This is a genomic window from Streptomyces sp. UF-297, from assembly GCF_058245575.1.
Genome location: NZ_JBSIBZ010000133.1, coordinates 1 through 18,156 on the forward strand (window position 1 = coordinate 1; position 18,156 = coordinate 18,156).

Annotated in this window: 14 protein-coding genes and 1 pseudogene; 7 read left to right on the forward strand and 8 right to left on the reverse strand. The window is 73.4% G+C overall.

The features are described from left to right. Positions 1-656, forward strand: a 656-nt coding sequence (locus AC4IJH_RS40815) for a TerD family protein (RefSeq protein WP_490857088.1), incomplete at its 5' end; no start/stop codon positions are given. Between the two features lie 148 nt (positions 657-804). Here the strand turns inward: AC4IJH_RS40815 and AC4IJH_RS40820 are convergent. Continuing rightward, positions 805-1,374, reverse strand: coding sequence for a TetR/AcrR family transcriptional regulator (locus AC4IJH_RS40820; protein WP_490857089.1), 570 nt, complete (start codon positions 1,372-1,374; stop codon positions 805-807). Positions 1,375-1,599: 225 nt separating this feature from the next. On the opposite strand from AC4IJH_RS40820, the gene AC4IJH_RS40825 reads away from it, so the two are divergent. Further along, on the forward strand, positions 1,600-3,141 hold the full coding sequence (locus AC4IJH_RS40825; RefSeq protein WP_490857090.1) for an MFS transporter: 1,542 nt from the start codon (positions 1,600-1,602) through the stop codon (positions 3,139-3,141). Positions 3,142-3,316: 175 nt separating this feature from the next. Here the strand turns inward: AC4IJH_RS40825 and AC4IJH_RS40830 are convergent, their stop codons facing one another. The 3 genes from AC4IJH_RS40830 to AC4IJH_RS40840 all read right to left on the reverse strand — a co-directional run bounded on the left by AC4IJH_RS40830 (position 3,317) and on the right by AC4IJH_RS40840 (position 6,988). Further along, positions 3,317-4,303 (reverse strand): NAD-dependent epimerase/dehydratase family protein, encoded by a 987-nt coding sequence (locus AC4IJH_RS40830; protein WP_490857091.1) that lies wholly within the window; start codon positions 4,301-4,303, stop codon positions 3,317-3,319. A gap of 81 nt (positions 4,304-4,384) precedes the next feature. Beyond that, positions 4,385-5,425 carry an LLM class flavin-dependent oxidoreductase gene (locus AC4IJH_RS40835; protein ID WP_490857092.1) on the reverse strand — a complete coding sequence of 347 codons (1,041 nt, stop codon included), beginning with the start codon at positions 5,423-5,425 and terminating at the stop codon, positions 4,385-4,387. A 78-nt stretch (positions 5,426-5,503) separates the two neighbouring features. Continuing rightward, entirely contained in the window at positions 5,504-6,988 is a 1,485-nt protein-coding gene (locus AC4IJH_RS40840) for an alkaline phosphatase PhoX (RefSeq protein WP_490857093.1), read from the reverse strand. A 451-nt stretch (positions 6,989-7,439) separates the two neighbouring features. Here AC4IJH_RS40840 and AC4IJH_RS40845 point away from each other — a divergent pair, with 451 nt between their 5' ends. After that, positions 7,440-8,582 (forward strand): chymotrypsin family serine protease, encoded by a 1,143-nt coding sequence (locus tag AC4IJH_RS40845; RefSeq protein WP_490857094.1) that lies wholly within the window; start codon positions 7,440-7,442, stop codon positions 8,580-8,582. A 23-nt stretch (positions 8,583-8,605) separates the two neighbouring features. Next, positions 8,606-9,052, forward strand: coding sequence for a hypothetical protein (locus tag AC4IJH_RS40850; protein WP_490857095.1), 447 nt, complete (start codon positions 8,606-8,608; stop codon positions 9,050-9,052). A 156-nt stretch (positions 9,053-9,208) separates the two neighbouring features. On the opposite strand, the gene AC4IJH_RS40855 is transcribed toward AC4IJH_RS40850, so the two are convergent. Further along, positions 9,209-10,723 carry a hypothetical protein gene (locus AC4IJH_RS40855; RefSeq protein WP_490857096.1) on the reverse strand — a complete coding sequence of 505 codons (1,515 nt, stop codon included), beginning with the start codon at positions 10,721-10,723 and terminating at the stop codon, positions 9,209-9,211. A 242-nt stretch (positions 10,724-10,965) separates the two neighbouring features. On the opposite strand from AC4IJH_RS40855, the gene AC4IJH_RS40860 reads away from it, so the two are divergent. From AC4IJH_RS40860 to dapA, 3 genes are all read left to right on the forward strand, one after another. Continuing rightward, positions 10,966-12,798 carry a DUF8508 domain-containing protein gene (locus AC4IJH_RS40860; RefSeq protein WP_490857097.1) on the forward strand — a complete coding sequence of 611 codons (1,833 nt, stop codon included), beginning with the start codon at positions 10,966-10,968 and terminating at the stop codon, positions 12,796-12,798. 166 nt (positions 12,799-12,964) lie between these two features. Beyond that, a complete protein-coding gene (locus tag AC4IJH_RS40865; RefSeq protein ID WP_490857098.1) occupies positions 12,965-14,473 on the forward strand; it encodes a N,N-dimethylformamidase beta subunit family domain-containing protein in 1,509 nt (502 codons plus the stop codon). Positions 14,474-14,576: 103 nt separating this feature from the next. Beyond that, positions 14,577-15,488 (forward strand): 4-hydroxy-tetrahydrodipicolinate synthase, encoded by a 912-nt coding sequence (gene dapA / locus AC4IJH_RS40870; RefSeq protein ID WP_490857099.1) that lies wholly within the window; start codon positions 14,577-14,579, stop codon positions 15,486-15,488. On the opposite strand, the gene AC4IJH_RS40875 is transcribed toward dapA, so the two are convergent. The 3 genes and pseudogenes from AC4IJH_RS40875 to AC4IJH_RS40885 all read right to left on the reverse strand — a co-directional run bounded on the left by AC4IJH_RS40875 (position 15,445) and on the right by AC4IJH_RS40885 (position 17,916). Then, a complete protein-coding gene (locus AC4IJH_RS40875; RefSeq protein WP_490857100.1) occupies positions 15,445-16,368 on the reverse strand; it encodes an EI24 domain-containing protein in 924 nt (307 codons plus the stop codon). The genes dapA and AC4IJH_RS40875 overlap by 44 nt on opposite strands. A gap of 811 nt (positions 16,369-17,179) precedes the next feature. Beyond that, positions 17,180-17,731: pseudogene (locus tag AC4IJH_RS40880) on the reverse strand (hypothetical protein); the annotation flags it as partial. Further along, positions 17,728-17,916 carry a hypothetical protein gene (locus AC4IJH_RS40885; RefSeq protein ID WP_490857101.1) on the reverse strand — a complete coding sequence of 63 codons (189 nt, stop codon included), beginning with the start codon at positions 17,914-17,916 and terminating at the stop codon, positions 17,728-17,730. The pseudogene AC4IJH_RS40880 and the gene AC4IJH_RS40885, both read right to left, overlap by 4 nt. Positions 17,917-18,156: the final 240 nt, after the last annotated feature.

Genomic DNA, 18,156 nt, shown 5'->3' on the forward strand with positions numbered 1-18,156 from the left:
TCGCGCCGCCGCCCGCGGCCCCCGCGCCGGCCGCCCCGCAGCAGGCCGCCGCGCCCGCCCCGCCCGCCCCCGGCGCCGGGAAGATCAACCTCGACAAGGGCCGGGTCAGCCTCCAGAAGAACCAGACCGTCTCGCTGGTCAAGGGCGGGCAGCCGCTGCTCAGCTCCGTGCGCATGGGCCTGGGCTGGGAGCCCGCCTTCCGCGGCAAGGACATCGACCTGGACGCCTCGGTGATCGCCTACGGGCCCGACCGCAAGAAGATCGACAACTGCTTCTTCGGCAAGCTGTCGATCCTCAACGGCGCGATCCAGCACTCCGGCGACAACCTCACCGGCGAGGGCGCGGGCGACGACGAGGCCATCACCGTCCACCTCGGCGGCCTGCCGCCGAACGTCACCGGCCTGGTCTTCACCGTGAACTCCTTCTCGGGCCAGAAGTTCAGCGATGTCGCCAAGGCCTACTGCCGCCTGCTGGACGCGCAGACCGGCGAGGAGCTGGTCCGCTTCGACCTGACGGGCTCGGAGAAGCGCACGGGCGTCATGATGGCCAAAATGATCAAGCAGTTCTCCGGCGAGTGGGAGATGACCGCCCTCGGCGAGTTCGTCGACTCCCGCACCGTCCGCGGCATGGTCAAGCCGGGCGGCGCGGCGCTGTAGCGCAGCGCGCGGGTCCTGCTGGGGCCCGCACCAACTCCCGCGCCCCACAAGGGGCGCGGGAGCGCGGCGGCCTGCGGCTCCGCCGGGTGGGCGCGACCAGCCCTCCCGCCCGGCCCGCAGGTCCCCGACCGGGCTTGCGGAAAAGCGCCTACGTCCCGCCCAGGATCGCGGCGATGACCGCCTCGACCTCGCCGCGCTCCGGCGGCCGCGCCGTGGTCAGGCCGCGCAGGCTCAGGCCGTCCACCGCCGCGGCCAGCGCCGCGGCGCGTACGGGGTCGGTGAAGCGGCCGAAGACCTCCATGGACACCTCGTAGTAGCCGGTGGCCGACTCGCGCAGCGCGGGGCGGCGCAGTGAGGCGAGCCCGATCTCGTACTCGACCCGGACCCGTTCGGCATCCTTGCCGTAGCCGTCGAGGATGAACTGGGCGAGCTCGGCCGCGAAGCGCTCCGTACCGCCGCCGTCCGCCGCGACCCCCTCGCCCCACGCGCGCATCTCGGCCGCGAAGCGCCCCGCGGCGTCCTCCAGGGCGGCCTGGATCAGGTCCTCGCGGGTGGCGAAGTAGTAGCTGGTCGAGCCCAGCGGCACGCCCGCCTGCGCGGCGACCGACCGGTGGGTCAGCCCCTCGATGCCGCGCTCGGCGACGACCTCCACGGCCGCGGCCATGATGCGCTCGCGCCGGTGGGGGTCGTTCGGCCCTCGGCGCCCGGTGCCCGGCATGGGCTCTCCTCTCGGTCTCGGCCCGTGTGCCGGACCGGCGTACGGCACGTCCACGATCTTCCCGACGCCCCCGATCCTCTCGCTCCGCGCAGCCGCACGGCAAAATTTATGGACACGCGTCCACAGATTTGTGCCACAATGGCGAACAGGCAAATCGGACATCCGTCCCCCATCGCCCGGCTGCCGTACGGCCCCACCGTCCGGGCGCCCAGGAGGAACCACCCCATGACGACCGCATCCCCCACCACCGCGGCCGCCCCCCTCGCGGCCCCGCCGCCGTCCCACCCGCGCCGCTGGTGGGGCCTGGCCGTGCTGTCCCTGAGCCTGCTGCTGGTCGGCCTGGACACCACGATCCTCAACGTCGCGCTGCCCGCGCTCATCGACGACATGCAGCCCTCGTCCATCGAGCAGCTGTGGATCGTCAACGCCTACGCGCTGGTGATCTCCGGCCTGCTGGTCACCATGGGCGCGCTCGGCGACCGTACGGGGCGGCGCCGGCTGCTGATGGCGGGGCTCGCGGTCTTCGGCCTGGCCTCCGCGCTCGCCGCCCTCTCCCCCACCCCGCTGTCCCTGATCGGCGCCCGCGCCCTCCTCGGCCTCGGCGGCGCGATGATCATGCCTGCGACGCTGTCGATCCTGCGCAACCTCTTCCACGACCCGCGCGAGCGCACCGTCGCCCTGACCATCTGGGCCTCCGTCGCCGCCGTCGGCGCCGCGGCGGGTCCCCTGGTGGGCGGCTACCTCGTCCAGCACCTCACCTGGCACGCGGTCTTCCTCGTCAACCTCCCGATCGTCCTGATCGCCCTGGTCGCCGCGGCCCTGCTGCTGCCCGAGTCGGCCACCCCCGCCACCACCCGCTGGGACTGGTGGAGCGTGCTGCTCTCCTTCGCCGGCATGGCCGGCCTGGTCCAGGGCATCAAGTCCCTCGCCAAGGACGGCCCCCTCCACCTCACCTCGGGCGGCGCCCTCCTCCTCGGCGTCCTCCTCCTGGTCCTCTTCGCCCGCCGCCAGCTCCGCTCCCCCGACCCGATGGTGGACCTGCGCCTGTTCTCCTCCCGCTCCTTCTCGCTGGGTGCGGCGACCGTCCTGCTGGCCATGCTCGGCATGAGCGCGGTGCTCTTCCTGCTCACCCAGTGGCTCCAGCTGGTACGCGGCTACGAGCCGACCGCGGCCGGTCTGCGCATGCTCCCCGCGATGCTCGCCATGTTCGTGATGTCGCTGCTGACCGCCCCGCTGCTGACCCGCTTCGCCGCCCGCACCCTGGTCATCTGCGGCTTCGCCGCCCTCGCGGCCGGGACCGCCCTCCTGGCCGCCGACGCCCCGCTGGCGCTCGCCCTGCTCCTGATCGGCGCCGGCTCCAGCGCCGCCTTCACGGCCGGCTCGACGCTGCTGATGGGCGCCGCACCCGCCGCCCGCGCGGGCGGCGCGGCGGCCATCGAGGAAACCGGCTTCGAACTCGGCAACGTCCTGGGCATAGCCGTACTCGGCAGCCTCGCCACCACCCTCTACCGCAACGGCCTCTCCCTCCCCGACAACCTCCCCACCGCCACGTCAGCCAAGGCCGAGGACTCCCTCGGCGAGGCCGTCCGCGCCGCCCACGACCTCGGCGGCCCCACCGGCACCGCCCTCACCGAAGCCGCCCGCACCGCCTTCCACGACGCCTTCCTCACCACCGGCTGGATCTCCGCCGCCATAGCCGCCACAGCCGCCGCCCTGGTCGCCCTCCTCGTCCCGGCCTCCAAGCCGACGAGCCCGGTCCACCACTGACGCCGCTCATGCCCCGGCCCGCACGGACCGGGGCATGACAGCGCCCCGTAAGGGGCGCGGGCCCGCGCCGGTACGCGGCTCCGCCGCGTGGGCGCGACCAGCCGTCCCGCCGGCCCGCAGGTCCCTGACCGGCCTTCCGAAGGAGCGCCGGGGGCTGGGGCAGGCGCCCACGCCCTCAGCTCAGCTCCTCCAGGAGTTCTCGTTCCCGTTCCGGGGTGAGGCCGGCGTGGCGGGGGCGGGTCAGGTTCTGGGTGCGTTCCCAGTGGAGGGTGTCGGTGAGGAGGTCGGCGCGGGGGCGGTGGTGGAGGCCCGCGGCGCGGGCGGCGGTGCCGGTGCGGGCGGAGAAGCCCTGCCAGCCCGGTTCGACCAGCCACATCGGGAGGGACTGGGGGCCCATGTATTCGGCCACGCCCAGCGCGAGCAGGCGGGCGGAGTCGGCGCGGACGACCGGGCCGGTGTGTCCGCCGACGGCGCGGGACAGGGCGATCCACTCCTCGAAGGGCAGGACCGGGCCGACCGCGTCGAAGGTGCCGGTCGTGCCCGCCTGTGCCGCGTCCAGGAGCCAGGCGGCCAGGTCCCGTACGTCGATCACCTGGGTGGGCAGCGCCGGGGTATCGGGTACGAGCAGCGGCCCGTACGGGTCGCGGGCGGCGCGGGCCACCCAGTAGCCGGAGCGGCCGGTGTGGTCACCGGGGCCGCCGATGAGCCCCGCGCGCGCGACGAGCAGCCGCTCGCCCACGGCGGCCTGCGAGGCCTGCTCGCAGGCGGACTTCGCCTCGCCGTACTGCTCGCGGGTGACCTGCGCGCGGTCGGTCGGGGCGAGCAGGGGCGCGGACTCGTCCCCGTCCGGCTCGGCGTGGGAGGCGTACACGCTGCCCGAGGAGACATACGTCCAGTGCCCGGCCGCCTCGCCCAGCGCGGCCAGCGCCCCGCGCACGAAGGCGGGCTGCCAGGACACCTCGAAGACCGCGTCCCAGGCGCGCCCGCGCAGCCCGTCGTAGGCGGCCGGATCGCGCCGGTCGGCCGCCACCAGCTCGGCCCCTTCGGCCACTTGGCCGCTCTCGCCGCGCGCCAGGCACGTCACCCGGTGCCCGCGCCCGATCGCCTGCCGCGACAGTTCGCGGCCCACCCACGCCGTACCGCCCAGTACCAGAATCTCCATGCCGTCACTCAAGCACCGAACACACCACACTCCCAGGCCGGTTCGCCCAGAGCCGAGCGCCGGCGGGGCCGGTGGGGGGCGTCAGGCCGCGACCGCCCCCACCAGCCCCGCCACCCGCGCCAGGCGCCCGTACGAATCCAGCAGCGCCTCCCGGTCGTAGGTGCTCGTCGTGACCAGCACCTCGTCGGCGCCACTGCGGCGCAGCAGTTCGTCCAGGGCGGCGGCCACCTCGTCCTGCGTACCGTGGATATGGCCGAGCAGCGCGGACTCGTAGAACTCCCGCTCCTTGGCGGGCATATGGGGCACCCGGGCCAGCACCGACTCCGCGGGCTCCAGGGGCGGGAAGACGCCATGGGTACGGGAGTGCGCCAGCGCGGCGGCCTCGGGCACGAGGATGCGGCGGGCGTCCTCGGCGGTGTCGGCGACGGCCACCGTCCCGGAGACGACGACATACGGCCGCTGCCAGGTGGCCGAGGGGCGAAAGCCCGCCCGGTAGCGGTCGATCGCGGCGAGCATCGCGTCGCGGCCGCGCAGGTCCCCGATGACCAGGGCCTGCCCGGCCGCGGCCGCGATCTGGGCGCCCGCGCCGGTGGCCAGCACGAAGCCGGGGACGCTCAGGCCCTCGGCGGGCCGGGCGTGCACCTGCGGGTGGGCCCGCTGGTCGCCGGTGAAGTAGCCGAGGAGTTCGGCCAGTTGGTCCGCGAAGTCCTCGGTGGCGTCCTTGTCCGTGCCCAGCGCCCGCCGGATGCCGTCGGTGAAGCCGACCGAACGCCCCAGGCCCATGTCGATACGGCCGGGGAAGAGCGAGGCCAGCACCCCGAACTGCTCGGCCACCACCAGCGGCCGGTGGTTGGGCAGCATCACCCCGCCCGTGCCCACCCTGATCCGGGAGGTGGCCGCGGCCACGGCCGAGGCCAGGACCGTCGGCGCCGACCCGGCCACCCCGGGGACGCTGTGGTGCTCGGAGACCCAGAAGCGGTGGTAGCCCAGTTCCTCGGCGCGCCGCGCGAAGTCCACGGTGTCGCGCAGCGCCTCCCCGTCCGGGCGGCCCTGGCGGGTACGGGAGCGGTCCAGGACGGAGAATCGCGTCGTCCGTGGCGTCGTCGGGCTCACATGTGTCACACGGGCGTCAACGCCCGCGGGCCCGCTCCGGATTCCTCAAGGCGGCCCACGGGTGTTTCCGCAGGGCCCCCGCGGCCGTCACCGCTGCCGCGGCAGCCGCCGCTGACGGCGCCACGGCCCGGTGATGGCGAGCATGATCCCCGGCTCCTGGATGTTGGCGAACAGGGTGCGCCCGTCCGGGGAGAAGACCGGCCCGGTGAACTCGCTGTACTCGGGCTCGTCCGCCGTCCCGATGTTCAGGTCGTTGCGCGCGATCGGGTAGGTGCGGCCGTCCTCCGTGGCCCCGAACAGATGCTGGACGCCCTCCCCGTCCTCGGCGATGATCAGTCCGCCGTACGGGGAGACGGTGATGTTGTCCGGGCCGTCGAAGGCGCCGTCCTCGCCGGGGTCGGGGTTGACGCCCAGCAGCACCTTCAGGGTCAGCGTCCGGCGCCGCGGGTCGTAGAACCACACCTGTCCGTCGTGCCGCACCGGGCTCTCCTGGCGGGCGTAGGAGGCCACGATGTACGCGCCGCCGTCCGCCCACCACATGCCCTCCAGCTTGCGGGCCCGGGTGATCTCCCCGTCGCGGAACTGCCGGCGCACCGGCACGGTGCGCGCGTCGCGGTCGGGCACCTCGGCCCAGTCGACGCCGTAGACCGTGCCGGTCTTCGTGGCGCGCGAGAGGTCGTCCACGAACCGGCCGCCGGAGTCGTAGCAGCGGGCCGCGCTGAGCACCCCCGCGTCCGCGGCCAGCGTCCGCAGCCGGCCGCGGCCGTGCTTGAAGCCGTGCGGCGGGCTCCAGCGGTAGAGCAGGCCGTTGGGCCCGGAGGCGTCCTCGGTCAGGTAGAGGTGGCCGCGCCGGGTGTCGACGACGACCGCCTCGTGCTCGTAGCGGCCCAGCGCCTTGAGGGGCTTGGGGTCGCGGCCCGCCCGCCGGTCGTAGGGGTCGACCTCGAAGACGTAGCCGTGGTCCTTGGTCATGCCGTTCTGGCCGGCCAGGTCGGCGTTCTCCTCGCAGGTCAGCCAGGTGCCCCAAGGAGTGCGCCCGCCCGCGCAGTTGGTGGAGGTGCCCGCGATGCCGACCCACTCGGTCACCTTCGAGCCGTCGTGCGAGACCTCCACGACCGTGCAGCCGCCGGACGCCGCGGGGTCGTAGACCAGGCCCTCGGCCAGCGGCACCGGGTGCGGCCACTTGGCGCGCGGGCCCTTGAGTTCGTGGTTGTTGACCAGCAGCGTGGTGCCGCGCGGGCCCTCGAAGGTGGCGGTGCCGTCGTGGTGGGAGGGCGTGAACTCCCCGCTGACCAGCTTGGTCACACCGGTCCTGGTGAGGATGCGGTACGTGAAGCCGGCGGGCAGCGCCAGGATGCCGGCCGGGTCGGGCAGCAGCGGTCCGTAGCCGGGCTCCCGGCCGTGCGCGAAGGCGCCCGCGTCCGCCCCGTCCGCGGCGCCGTCCGCGAGGTCGTCGCCCACCGCGCCCGGCGCGGTGGCCAGCACCCCGACGCTGCCGACGAGCGCGACCCCGGCACCCGTGTAGGCGGATCGCTTGGCGAAGTCTCTGCGTGTGAGCGGCGTGCTCGGCATTGTCGTCTCCTGAACGGCCGGTTGTGCTCCCCTGTGCCTGCGCCGCACACGCTCCCGCGCCCCGCCGAACTCCAGTTGAACGGGGCGCGACTTCCAGGGTGGGATCAGCGAGGCGACACAACGGCCCGAGGTGGCCAAAGAACCATGGCAAACAAGGTCATCAGCGGCATCTACGCAGCAAGCGCAAGATTTCTGACGTACCGCCTTGACCGTCGCCCCATGCGGCAATAGACAGTCCCTACCTGCATCACCCGTAAGGAGAACGCGGGGCCCGCGGCTGCACGGCGATGCCCGTGCTGGGTTCCCGTCCCCTCCATTCAGAGTCGGCCGCTGCAGCGGGCCGGACTCGTCAAGCGAACGTGGTCCCGCCCCGCAGCCGTACGTGACGCACGCCGGTGTGCGTACGGCTGAGAGCCGCGCGGGACGCCCATCGGGGAAGAGGTGGTCTGGTGTGAACCAGCCCGAGATGATGCGAGGACCAACCGGCGGTCAGGTCAGCGACACCTCCCGCCAGCAGGCGCTTTCGGACTTCATGGACCCGCAGCGCCCGCTCGCCAACGTCGTCGGCTTCGGTCACGGCGTGAAGTGGACCAACGGTGAGCCCACGGGCGAGGAAGCCGTTGTCGTCTTCGTGACGCAGAAGCTCCCGGAGTCGATGCTGCCGGAGCGGGACGTCATCCCGCACGAGATGGACGACGGCACTCCCACCGACGTCATGGCGGTGGGCAACGTGACCGCGCTGCCCCAGGGGGCGGGCGGCCGCCTGGAGGAGCAGCAGTCCCAGTTCGGCGCCGACGGCGGCCTGCTGACCGGGACGCGGCAGCAGCCCTTCGAAGAGCTGGCCCAACTGGCCGCGATGGAGCCGCAGTTGCTCAACCGCAGGCTGCGCCCCTGCCCGTCCGGCTTCTCGGTCGGCAGCGTGCAGATCACGGCCGGCACGCTGGGCAGCGTGGTGTACGACTTCCTGCCCGGCGCGAGCAACAACCCGCCGGGGCCGGGCATCGGCGTGCCCTCGAAGTTCTACATCCTGAGCAACAACCACGTGCTCGCCAACTCCAACCGCGCGGCGGTGGGGACCGCTGTGGTGCAGCCGGGCCCGGCCGACGGGGGCACCCTGCCCAACGACCTGATCGGCAAGCTGTCCCGCTTCATCCCCATCCAGTTCGCGCCGCAGATCCCGCTGACGCAGCACAACAACGTGGTGGACGCGGCGCTGGCGGAGGTGTCCTTCCAGGACGCGACGCGGGACCAGTACTTCAGCGGTCCGCCGCGCGCCTGGCGCCGTAAGTCCGGCATCGCGGTGGGCCAGCTGGTCAAGAAGACGGGCCGGACCACCAACCTGAGCCTGGGCCGGATCACCGCCGTGAACGCCACGATCGACGTCAACTACGGCACGGCGGGCGTCGCCCGCTTCAAGGACCAGATCCTGACGACGAACATCTCCGCGGGCGGGGACTCCGGCTCGCTGGTGATGTCGTACGACAACGTCGCGGTGGGGCTGCTGTTCGCCGGTTCGACGACGGTGACCGTGCTCAACCAGATCGAGAACGTCCGGGCGCTGCTGCGCGTCGAGATCGCCGAACAGCTGGCCTGAGCCGGCGGAACCGGGAGAGAGCCATGACCAGCGCAGCGCAGAAGAAGAAGGGGCAGGGGCGCGAGCACAAGTTCATCAACGCCCAGGGCTCCGAGGTCAAGACCCGTGACGAGGCGTTCGCCGCGCGGCGCGATGTCTCGCCCGAGGCCCTCCAGGTCACCTCGAAGATGCGGCTCAACAACGGGGCGCTCAGCTTCGACATGGAGGTCAACTACAACCCCAACACCTATCCGCACGTCGTCGTCGGCGGCCGGATCACCACGGGCATCTGCGGTGCGCCCTGGGACATCACCGGCGGTTCGATCGGCTCGTCGCTGCGGATCGAGGCCAAGCGGCCGGGTACGGGAGGCAACTGCGCGACGACCGTGACCATCATCGGGCAGTTCCAGATCCCGTTCTCCTACCGCGGCACCTACGGCTTCAACGGGCAGTCCGCGACGTTCAACCACACCACACAGCTGATGTGCTGAGGTTGCCCGTCGGCGGCCGGCGGCCGTAGCCGTCCCACCCCGGCGGGTGGTGCGGGCGCCCTGCGTCCGCACCGCCCGCCGGGATCCGGAACGTCTCCCGAATGCCGGGCGCCAGGGTGGGTCCCCCTAGCGCCCGGCCCCTTCACGCCCGGGGCCTCAACCGCCCTGGCGGGAGCGCGCCTTGAAGGCGGCCTTGCGGGCCTCCTTGGCGGCCTTCTTGTCCGGGTGCAGCCGGCCCATGGCCTCCAGTACGTCGGCGGTCGCCGGGTGGTCCACCCGCCAGGCCGCCTCGAAGAACCCGTTGTGCTGACCGGTCAGGCCCGCGACCAGCCCGCGCAGCTCGTCCGCGCCCTCGTCCTGCGCGTCCGCCGAGCTCAGCTGGGCGGCGATGGTGTCCACGGTCAGCCAGAAGACCATGTCCTGGGAGGGGGCGGGGACATCGGCCGCGTTGTGCTCGGCCAGCCAGACCCGCGCCAGTCCGCCCAGGTGGCTGTCGTCCAGCACCTCGCGCAGCGCGGGCTCGGCCTCCGGGCCGACCAGCGACAGCGTCTGCTGGCAGGCCAGGCGGCGCAGCGGCGCGTACTCGTCGTCGCCGCGGGCGGCCGCGAGCAGTTCCCGGGCCGCGTCCACGGGCGTACGGGCCGCCAGCCACTGCTCGGACTCGGCCTGCGCGAGCGCCTCGGGGTAGTCGGGCAGCGCGTCCAGCAGCACATCGGCGCCCTTGTCGGCGAGGTCGCCGACGGCCGGGGCGTCCACGCCCGCATCCAGCATCCGGGCGCGTACGGCGAACATGCCCAGCGGAGTGAGGCGGACCATGCCGTAGCGGGTGACGTCCTCGTCCTCCAGCGGCTCGGCCTGGCGCACGGTCTCGCCCGACTCGTCCAGCTCCTCGATCAGCGCCTCGTCCACCGGCTGGTAGGCCACCAGACCGATCGGCTCCAGCACCCGGAACTGGTCGTCCAGGCGCATCATCGCCTCGGAGACCTCTTCGAGGATGTCGTCGGTGGGCTCATCCATGTCATCGGGGACGATCATGGAGGCGGCCAGCGCGGGCAGCGGGACGTCCTGGTCGGTGCCCTGGCTGTCGTTGAGCGCGGTGAGCAGGTAGAGGTTGCCGAGGATGCCGTCCAGCAGCTCGGCCTCCTCCTCGGGGTTCCAGTCGATGGCGTCCAGGTCCAGTTCGCCGCCCTCGGCGAGCTGGTCGGCGATGTCGGACAGGTCGGGCGCGACCGCGTCGGCGAGCACGGTCTCCATGCCGCCGAGCCAGATGTCGAGGATGTCCTGCGGGCTGCCGGTTGTCAGCAGCGCCAGCTCCTCGCCGGGGGTGGCAGTGCCGGCCGCGGTCCCCTCGGGCAGGTCCTCGCCCTGTTCGGTGCGCTCGGCGCTCTGTGCGGACTCCTCGATCTCGACCAGCCCGGTGTCCACCGCCATCTGCCAGGCCTCGGCGGTGTACGCGACACCGTCCTCCTCGCCGGTCAGGCCCAGGTGCTCGGTGGCGGCGGCCAGCGGGGCGTCGAGCAGGTCCCCGCCGACGCCGACGGCCACCCCGCCCTCGGCCCATCGGGCGAGCTGCGCGGCCCTGGCGAACAGCGGTGCGCTCAGCGCCTCCCGCGCCAGCTCCGCGTCGGAGTGCAGCCTCACCGGCGGCAGGGTGGGGCGGTCTGCGGACATCTCGGGTTCAGCTCCTCGTACGGGACTACGGCTGGTGCGACGCCCAAGCGTAGACGTAATTCCGCGCATGTCGGGCGGTTCACCGGCCCGCCGGCATCCGTACACCTGACATGTCTTGACAACTGCCGTGGCCACACAAGAGATTGACGCGCGTAGAGGCCTCATATCCCGCCTCACCGGCTGGTTCTCGACCCTCTTCATCCCCTCTGTCTCCCGTCGGTTCCCCTCGCCCCGGAGGTCCCATGCCCTCGCTCCGCTCGCTGCGCCGCCCGCCCGCGATCACCGCGCTGGTCACCGCCGCGCTCGCGGCCGGCCTGCTCGCCGTACCGCAGTCCGCGGCCGCCGCCCCGGTCCGCATCCACGACATCCAGGGCACCACCCGGATATCCCCGTTCGCCGGCAAGCAGGTCAGCGGCGTCCCCGGCACGGTCACGGCCGTCCGCGCCTTCGGCCCCGCGCGCGGCTTCTGGGTGCAGGACCCGCGCCCGGACCGCGACCCGGCCACCAGCGAGGCCGTCTTCGTCTTCACCGGCAAGCAGACGCCCGAGGTCGCGGTGGGCGACGCGGTGCTGGTCTCGGGCACGGTCGGCGAGTACTACCCGGGCGGCGAGGCGGCCGGCCTGCAGTCCGTCACCCAGATCACCGCCGCCACCTGGACCGTCTCCGCCCAGGGACAGCCCCTCCCGGCCCCCGTACGCCTCAACTCCCACCTGATTCCCGCCCGTTACGCACCCGACGCGGGCGCAAAGAGCATCGAGCCGCTGAAGCTGCGCCCCCGCTCCTACGCCCTGGACCTGTACGAGTCCCTGGAGGGCATGCGGGTCACGGTCGCCGACGCCCCCGTCGTCGGCGCCACCAGCAGCCACCACGAGCTGTGGGTCAGCGCCGAACCGGAGCACGGCCGCACCGCCCGCGGCGGCGTCCTGTACGGCTCCTACCGCGACCCCAACCCCGGCCGGGTCAAGGTCGCCTCGCTGATCCCGTTCGACCAGCGGCCCTTCCCCGTGGCGAACGTGGGCGACAAGCTGGCCGGAGCGACCACCGGACCGCTGGACTACGACAACTTCGGCGGCTACGAGATCCAGGCCACCGAGCTGGGCACGCTCGCCCCCGGCGGCCTGCGGCGCGAGAGCACCCGCAAGCAGGCGGCCGACGAGCTGGCGGTGGCCACGTACAACGTGGAGAACCTCTCCCCCAAGACCCCGCAGGCCAAGTTCGACCGCCTGGCCACGGCGCTGGTGCGCAATCTGGCCTCGCCCGACGTAGTGGCCCTGGAGGAGGTCCAGGACAACAGCGGGCCCGCCGACGACGGCGTGGTCGACGCCGATGCCACGCTGCGCAAGCTCACCGACGCCATCGCGGCGGCCGGCGGCCCGCGCTACGCGTGGCAGCAGATCAGCCCCGCCGACGGCCAGGACGGCGGCCAGCCGGGCGGCAACATCCGCGTCGCCTTCCTCTACAACCCCGCCCGGGTCTCCTTCACCGCTGTCCCCGGCGGTGACGCCACGACGCCGGTGAAGGTGATCGAGAAGGACGGGCGGCCCGCGCTGAGCGCCTCGCCCGGCCGGATCGACCCCGCCAACCCCGCCTGGAAGAACAGCCGCAAGCCCCTGGCCGCCCAGTTCTCCTTCAAGGGCCGCCCGGTGTTCGTGGTCGCCAACCACTTCAACTCCAAGGGCGGCGACCAGGGCCTGGACAGCCGCTTCCAGCCGCCGGCCCGTACCTCCGAGGTCCAGCGGCTGGCCCAGGCCAAGGCGGTCAACGCCTTCGTCAAGGACGTCCTGGCGCTCGACCGCAAGGCCGCGGTGGTGGTCGCGGGCGACCTCAACGACTACCAGTTCTCCCCCGCCGTCAAGGCGCTGACCAGCGGCGGCGTGCTCACCGACCAGGTCGACCGGCTGCCGCGCGCCGAGCGCTACGGCTATGTCTTCAACGGCAACTCCCAGGTCCTGGACCACATGCTCACCAGCCGCGGCCTGGGCCGGGTCGACTACGACATCGTCCATCTCAACGCCGAGTTCGCCGACCAGGCCAGCGACCACGACCCGCAGGTGCTGCGCGCCCGCATCCGCTGACCGGGCCCGTGCGCGCACGGCGCGCCGCCGTCCGCTGCGCTGACCGGGCCATCTTTCCCAGCAGGCACGACCGCCCGCGCGGCGAACGGCCCGCCCTGTACGAGACTGCCGACCGGGCCCACGGCACACCGCCGCGGGCCGGTCGCGTACAGGAACGGAGTGGCCGATGGGCGTCGAGGGTCTGAGCCGACGGACGTTTCTCGGCGCGGTGGCGGCGGCCGGCACGCCGCTGCCGCTCGCCGTGGCCGACAGCCTCGCCGAGCCCGGCGACCGCCGGGGCACGGTGGACTGGAAGCTGCACCGGCGCGGCCACGAGCACGAGATCGAGGGCTTCGCCGACCGCGCCTCGGTCCTGCCCGGCGACCCCTGCCGCCTGTATGTCCGCACCACCGCCCGCGGCTTTCGCGCCGAGGCCTTCCGGATGGGCTGGTACGGCGGCGCGCTGGCCGACAAGGTGTGGGAGTCCCCGCGGATCGCGGCCCGGCGCCAGCCCGCCCCCCTGATGGACGACGCCACCCGTACGGTCTCCACCCGCTGGGAGCCCGGCGCCGGACTCCCCACCCGCGGCTGGCCCGAAGGCGCGTACCTCATCCGGCTCACCGCCGACAGCGGCGCCCAGCGCTACGTACCGCTGACCGTCCGCTCCGCCCGTATCGCGGGCCGCCTGGTGCTGGTCAGCGCGGTGGCGACCTGGCAGGCGTACAACACCTGGGGCGGGCACAGCCTGTACTGGGGGCCGCGCGGCAAGAAGGACACCGCCAACCGCTCCCTGGTGGTCAGCTGCGACCGGCCCTACTCCCACCGCGGCGACGGCAAGTTCCTGGTCTACGAACAGCCGGTGGTCGCGCTCGCCGAGCGGCTGGGCCTGGGCCCCGCCTACGTCACCGGCGAGGACATCGACCGCGACCCCGCCCTGCTCACGGGCGCCCGCGCGGTGATCACCCTGGGGCACGACGAGTACTGGACCGACGCGATGCGCGAGCATGTCACCGCCGCCCGCGACGCGGGCACCAACCTCGCCTTCCTGGGCGCCAACGCCTGCTACCGGCGCATCCGTTACGAGCCGACGCGGCTGGGCGAGCGGCGGCGCCTGGTCTGCTACAAGCGCGACTGGCGGCGCGACCCCGGCCTGCGGTCCGGGCTGCCCCCTACGGCCGACTTCCGCAACACCACCCACGCCGACCCCGAGAACTCCCTGACCGGCACCTTCTACGAGTCCAACCCCACCACCGCCGACTACGTCGTCACCCACCCCGGCCACTGGCTCTTCGAGGGCACCGGCGCCCGCGCGGGCACGGCCTTCCCCGGCCTGGTCGGCACGGAGTACGACCGCGTCTACGGCGACGCCACCACCCCCCGCCCCATCGAGGTCCTCGCCCACTCCCCCCTGACCTGCAAGGGCGTGCGCTCCTACGCCGACTCCGCCTACTACACGACCCCTTCGGGCGCCGGGGTCTTCAGCACCGGCACCATGCGCTGGGTCCAGTCCCTCGCTGCCCAGGGCGGCCACGGCATCGACCACCGCACCGCCGCCTTCACCACCCGCGTCACCACCAACGCCCTCCACACCTTCGCCACAGGCCCCGCCGCCCACACCCACCCAACCCACGACAACCTCGACGCCCTGGACCCCTACCCGCACAACCCGATCCGGGCGCGACAGCACTTGTGGTGAAGCAGACCGTCTCCCCTCGCAACCCCACCTCGCAGCAATTCTTAACTGACTAGCCAGAACATTTAAATAGACCTACGGCATCCGGATGCCCAAGAATCCGGACATGACACCGCAGCACACCCCCGTGACCCCCGTGCCCTCCCCCTTCGGCCGGGTCGCCGTCGCCATGGTCACGCCGTTCACCGAGGACGGCTCACTCGACACCGACGGGGCCCAGAAGCTCGCCGCCCATCTCGTCGAGGAGGGCTGCGACGGACTCGTCCTCAGCGGGACCACCGGGGAGTCGCCGACCACCTCCGACGCCGAGAAGGAGGCGCTGATCCGGGCGGTGGCCGAGGCCGTCGGCGACCGGGCGCGGATCACCGCGGGGGTCGGCACCAGCGACACCCGGCACACCACGGCGCTGGCCCGCGCGGCCGAACGGGCGGGCGCCCACGGCCTGTTGGTCGTCACGCCGTACTACTCCCGCCCCTCGCAGGAAGCGATAGCGCACCATCTGCGCACGGTCGCGGACGCCACCGGGCTGCCCGTACTGCTCTACGACATCCCCGGCCGCACCGGCACCGCGCTGAGCGCCGACACCCTGCTGGAGCTGGCCGCCCATCCGCGGATCGCGGGCGTCAAGGACTGCGCGTACGACCTCATGAAGTCGGCGAAGGTGCTGGCCTCGACCGACCTGGCGTACTACGCGGGCTGCGACGAACAGATCCTGCCGCTGCGCGCGATCGGCGCGACGGGCTGCGTCAGTACGGTCGCCGGTGTGGCGCCCGCCGAGGTCCGCGGCGTGCTCGACGCCTACGACGCGGGCGACAGCGCGGCGGCCGCCCGCCGGCATCTGCGGCTGATCCCGCTCATCGAGGCGATGATGGCCGCCGAGGAACCGGGCACGGTCACCACCAAGGCGCTGCTCAACTCCCTCGGCCTGCCCGCGGGCCCGGTGCGCGCACCGCTGCTGCCCGCCGGGCCCGGCCTCACCGGCCGGCTGACGGCGGCGCTGCGGGCGGTTCGGGGGTGACGTAGGGGTTGCCGGGCGCGGCTCCGTAAGGGCCCGGCCGCTGCCCCTGGGGCGCGTACGAGCCGGAGGCGGGCTGCCGGCCCGGGGCGCCGTACGGGCCGGAGGCGGCAGCGTCCGCCTCCCCGGGGCCCTCCGAATCCCCGTCGCCACCGGTCAGTTCCCGTACCAGCAGGGTCGCACCGGCCACCGCTCCCGGCATCAGCACCACCGCCACGAACGGGATCAGGAACAGCAGTACGATCGGCGTCCCGAAACCGATGGCGAGTCCCTTACGGGCGCGCAGCAGCCGCAGCCGCTCGCGTACGTCGATGTCGCGGCGCTGCATCGCCACCGAGGTCAGCTCGACGGTGAGGAAGAAGCCGGAGACGCAGAAGCCGATCGCCGGGATCACGGTCTGCCCGATGACGGGGATGAAGCCCAGCGCGAAGAAGAGCAGCCCGAAGCCCGCGGCCCGCAGCAGCACATGGACCGAGTCCTTCAGCCCGATCCACAGCTCGCGCAGCAGCGAGCGGTCAGGCCCCTGCGGCGCCCCTCCCTCGGTCTCCTCCACCTTCTCCGACAGCGACTCGTAGAAGGGGTCGCCGATGAGCAGGGTGATGGCGGTGAAGGTCAGTACGGACAGCAGCAGCCCGCCCGCGAAGAGCAGCGCGACGAACAGCCCGCGCAGCAGCCCCTGCCAGGGAGAGCCCCAGTCGTCGGCGAACGGCGTCGCCCACGCGGCGATGTCACCGGCCCAGAAGCCGAGGCCGACCAGCGCCGCCACGTACAGCACCAGGGCGATCAGGGCGGGGATCAGCCCGAAGCCCCACCATCGTCCGTGCCGGGCGACCCAGCGCTGCCCCTCGCCCAAATACCGCAGCCCCGCTGCCAGATCACGCATGCCCCAACCCTATCCGGGCCGGACACCCCCTTGACGTGCCCCTGTCCATACCCTTTCGAGCCATTCGCCCGCCACCCCACGGCCGTTCCCACAGCCGCCCCCACGGCCACTCCCCTCAACGCTTCCCGGGCGGCCTGCCCTCTCCGGTCAGCCGGGCCAACTGCGCCTGCAGCCAGTCCAGCCGCGCCTGCATCAGCGAAGCCTCCGCCACCAACTCCGGCACCGACCGTCCCACATCACCACAATCCGCCCGCACCCCGCCCGCCTCCACACCACCGCGCCCGCCGCCCCGCGCCCCCGGGCCCGCATCGCCCCGGCCGTCACCGCCGAAGCCCGCACAGCCTTGGCCGTCTTTACTCTGACCGTCACCGCCGAAGCCCGTACCGTCCCGGCCATCTCCACCCTGGCCATCACGGCCGGAGCCCATACCACCCTGGACATCTCCGCCGAGACCGTGGCCACCGAAGCTCGCACCGTCCCGGCCGCCTCCACCCAGGCCTGCACCGTCCCGGCCGTTCACGCCCTGGCCATCACGGCCGGAACCCATACCGCCCTGGCCGCCTCCACCGCGACCGCTGCCACCAAAGCCCGCACCGCCTCGGCCATCTCCGTCCAGGCCCGTACGGCCGTGGCCGTTTCCGCCGTAGCCCGTACCGCCCCGGCCCGTGCCACCGGGCCCCGAGCCGCTCCGCCCGGCATCCCCCGGACCGACACCGTCAGAGCCCGCATCGCTACCGGCCGCACCACTACCGGCCGCACCGTCACTGGCCACACCACCACCGGCCACGCCCCCGAAGCCCAGCGCCCCCGCCCCCGCTCCGCCCGGGCCGTCGCCGGATTCGATGCGCAGGCGTGCGCCGCCCAGGCGGGCGAAGTGGGCGAAGTCCAGGGAGCCGCGGCCCGCGGCGCAGCCGGTGCAGGCGGCGGCCAGTACCCGCCAGCCCGTGCGGCCCCACCCGGCGTCCACGAAGACCGAGGGCGCCAGCCCGCAGACGCACGTGCCGACCCGGGCCACCCGCACCCGCTGGCGGGCGTAGCGCATCCCGCGCTCGAAGCGGATGTACGCGCCGAGCACGCTGACCTCCAGCAGCACCGTCCTGCGGTACTCGGTCGCGCACGCCAGCGCCAGCGCCTCGTCCATGGAGTGCAGGCAGTAGAAGCCGCAGTCGCAGCGCAGCGCGGGGCTGCGGTGCCGGCGCCCGTAGACGCAGCGGGCGTCGTCCAGGACGCCGTACGGCAGGGCGCCGCCGATCGAGACCCCGGCGAATCCGGCCCGGGTACCGTCGTGGGACAGCACGGGGTTGGCGAGTTTGTACCCGGTCGGCGGCTCCTCGGGGCGTTCTTCGGGAAGCCGCAGCCTCATCGTCCGACCGGTGTCCGCTCCCGCTCCGGCGCGCGGACGCCCCTGGCGGGCGCGGGCCCGGCGGCCGTATCCGTACGCGCCCCGGTTTCCTGCGCCGACATCCCGGCGACCGGCTCCGGCACCGCCGTCACCTCGGTCTCCCGCTCCTCCGCGATGCCGACAGCCAGCGGTTTGCCCAGCCTCATGACGCCTCCCGGTACGGTCCGCCTGCCTACGTGGTCGGTCGTTGCGCCGTGGCCCGGCGGCGGACAACTCCCTTCCACCACCGGCCCGTTGAACCGTCGTCGGCCCCCGTCGCACCGTCGTGGCGAACACCGACCACGCCATGGTGACCCAATACGGCCGAGTTGGCACCCCCGCGTACCGGCCACCCGTAACCGGAAAGCCCCCCTCCCCTCCCACACCATCGGCAAAGGCGGCGGGGC

Coding starts and splice junctions, on each gene's coding strand:
- AC4IJH_RS40820 (WP_490857089.1), bottom strand. CDS start 1,374: ATGCCGGGCACCGGGCGCCGAGGGCCGAACGACCCCCACCGGCGCGAG.
- AC4IJH_RS40825 (WP_490857090.1), top strand. CDS start 1,600: ATGACGACCGCATCCCCCACCACCGCGGCCGCCCCCCTCGCGGCCCCG.
- AC4IJH_RS40830 (WP_490857091.1), bottom strand. CDS start 4,303: ATGGAGATTCTGGTACTGGGCGGTACGGCGTGGGTGGGCCGCGAACTG.
- AC4IJH_RS40840 (WP_490857093.1), bottom strand. CDS start 6,988: ATGCCGAGCACGCCGCTCACACGCAGAGACTTCGCCAAGCGATCCGCC.
- AC4IJH_RS40850 (WP_490857095.1), top strand. CDS start 8,606: ATGACCAGCGCAGCGCAGAAGAAGAAGGGGCAGGGGCGCGAGCACAAG.
- AC4IJH_RS40855 (WP_490857096.1), bottom strand. CDS start 10,723: ATGTCCGCAGACCGCCCCACCCTGCCGCCGGTGAGGCTGCACTCCGAC.
- AC4IJH_RS40860 (WP_490857097.1), top strand. CDS start 10,966: ATGCCCTCGCTCCGCTCGCTGCGCCGCCCGCCCGCGATCACCGCGCTG.
- AC4IJH_RS40865 (WP_490857098.1), top strand. CDS start 12,965: ATGGGCGTCGAGGGTCTGAGCCGACGGACGTTTCTCGGCGCGGTGGCG.
- dapA (WP_490857099.1), top strand. CDS start 14,577: ATGACACCGCAGCACACCCCCGTGACCCCCGTGCCCTCCCCCTTCGGC.
- AC4IJH_RS40875 (WP_490857100.1), bottom strand. CDS start 16,368: ATGCGTGATCTGGCAGCGGGGCTGCGGTATTTGGGCGAGGGGCAGCGC.
- AC4IJH_RS40885 (WP_490857101.1), bottom strand. CDS start 17,916: ATGAGGCTGGGCAAACCGCTGGCTGTCGGCATCGCGGAGGAGCGGGAG.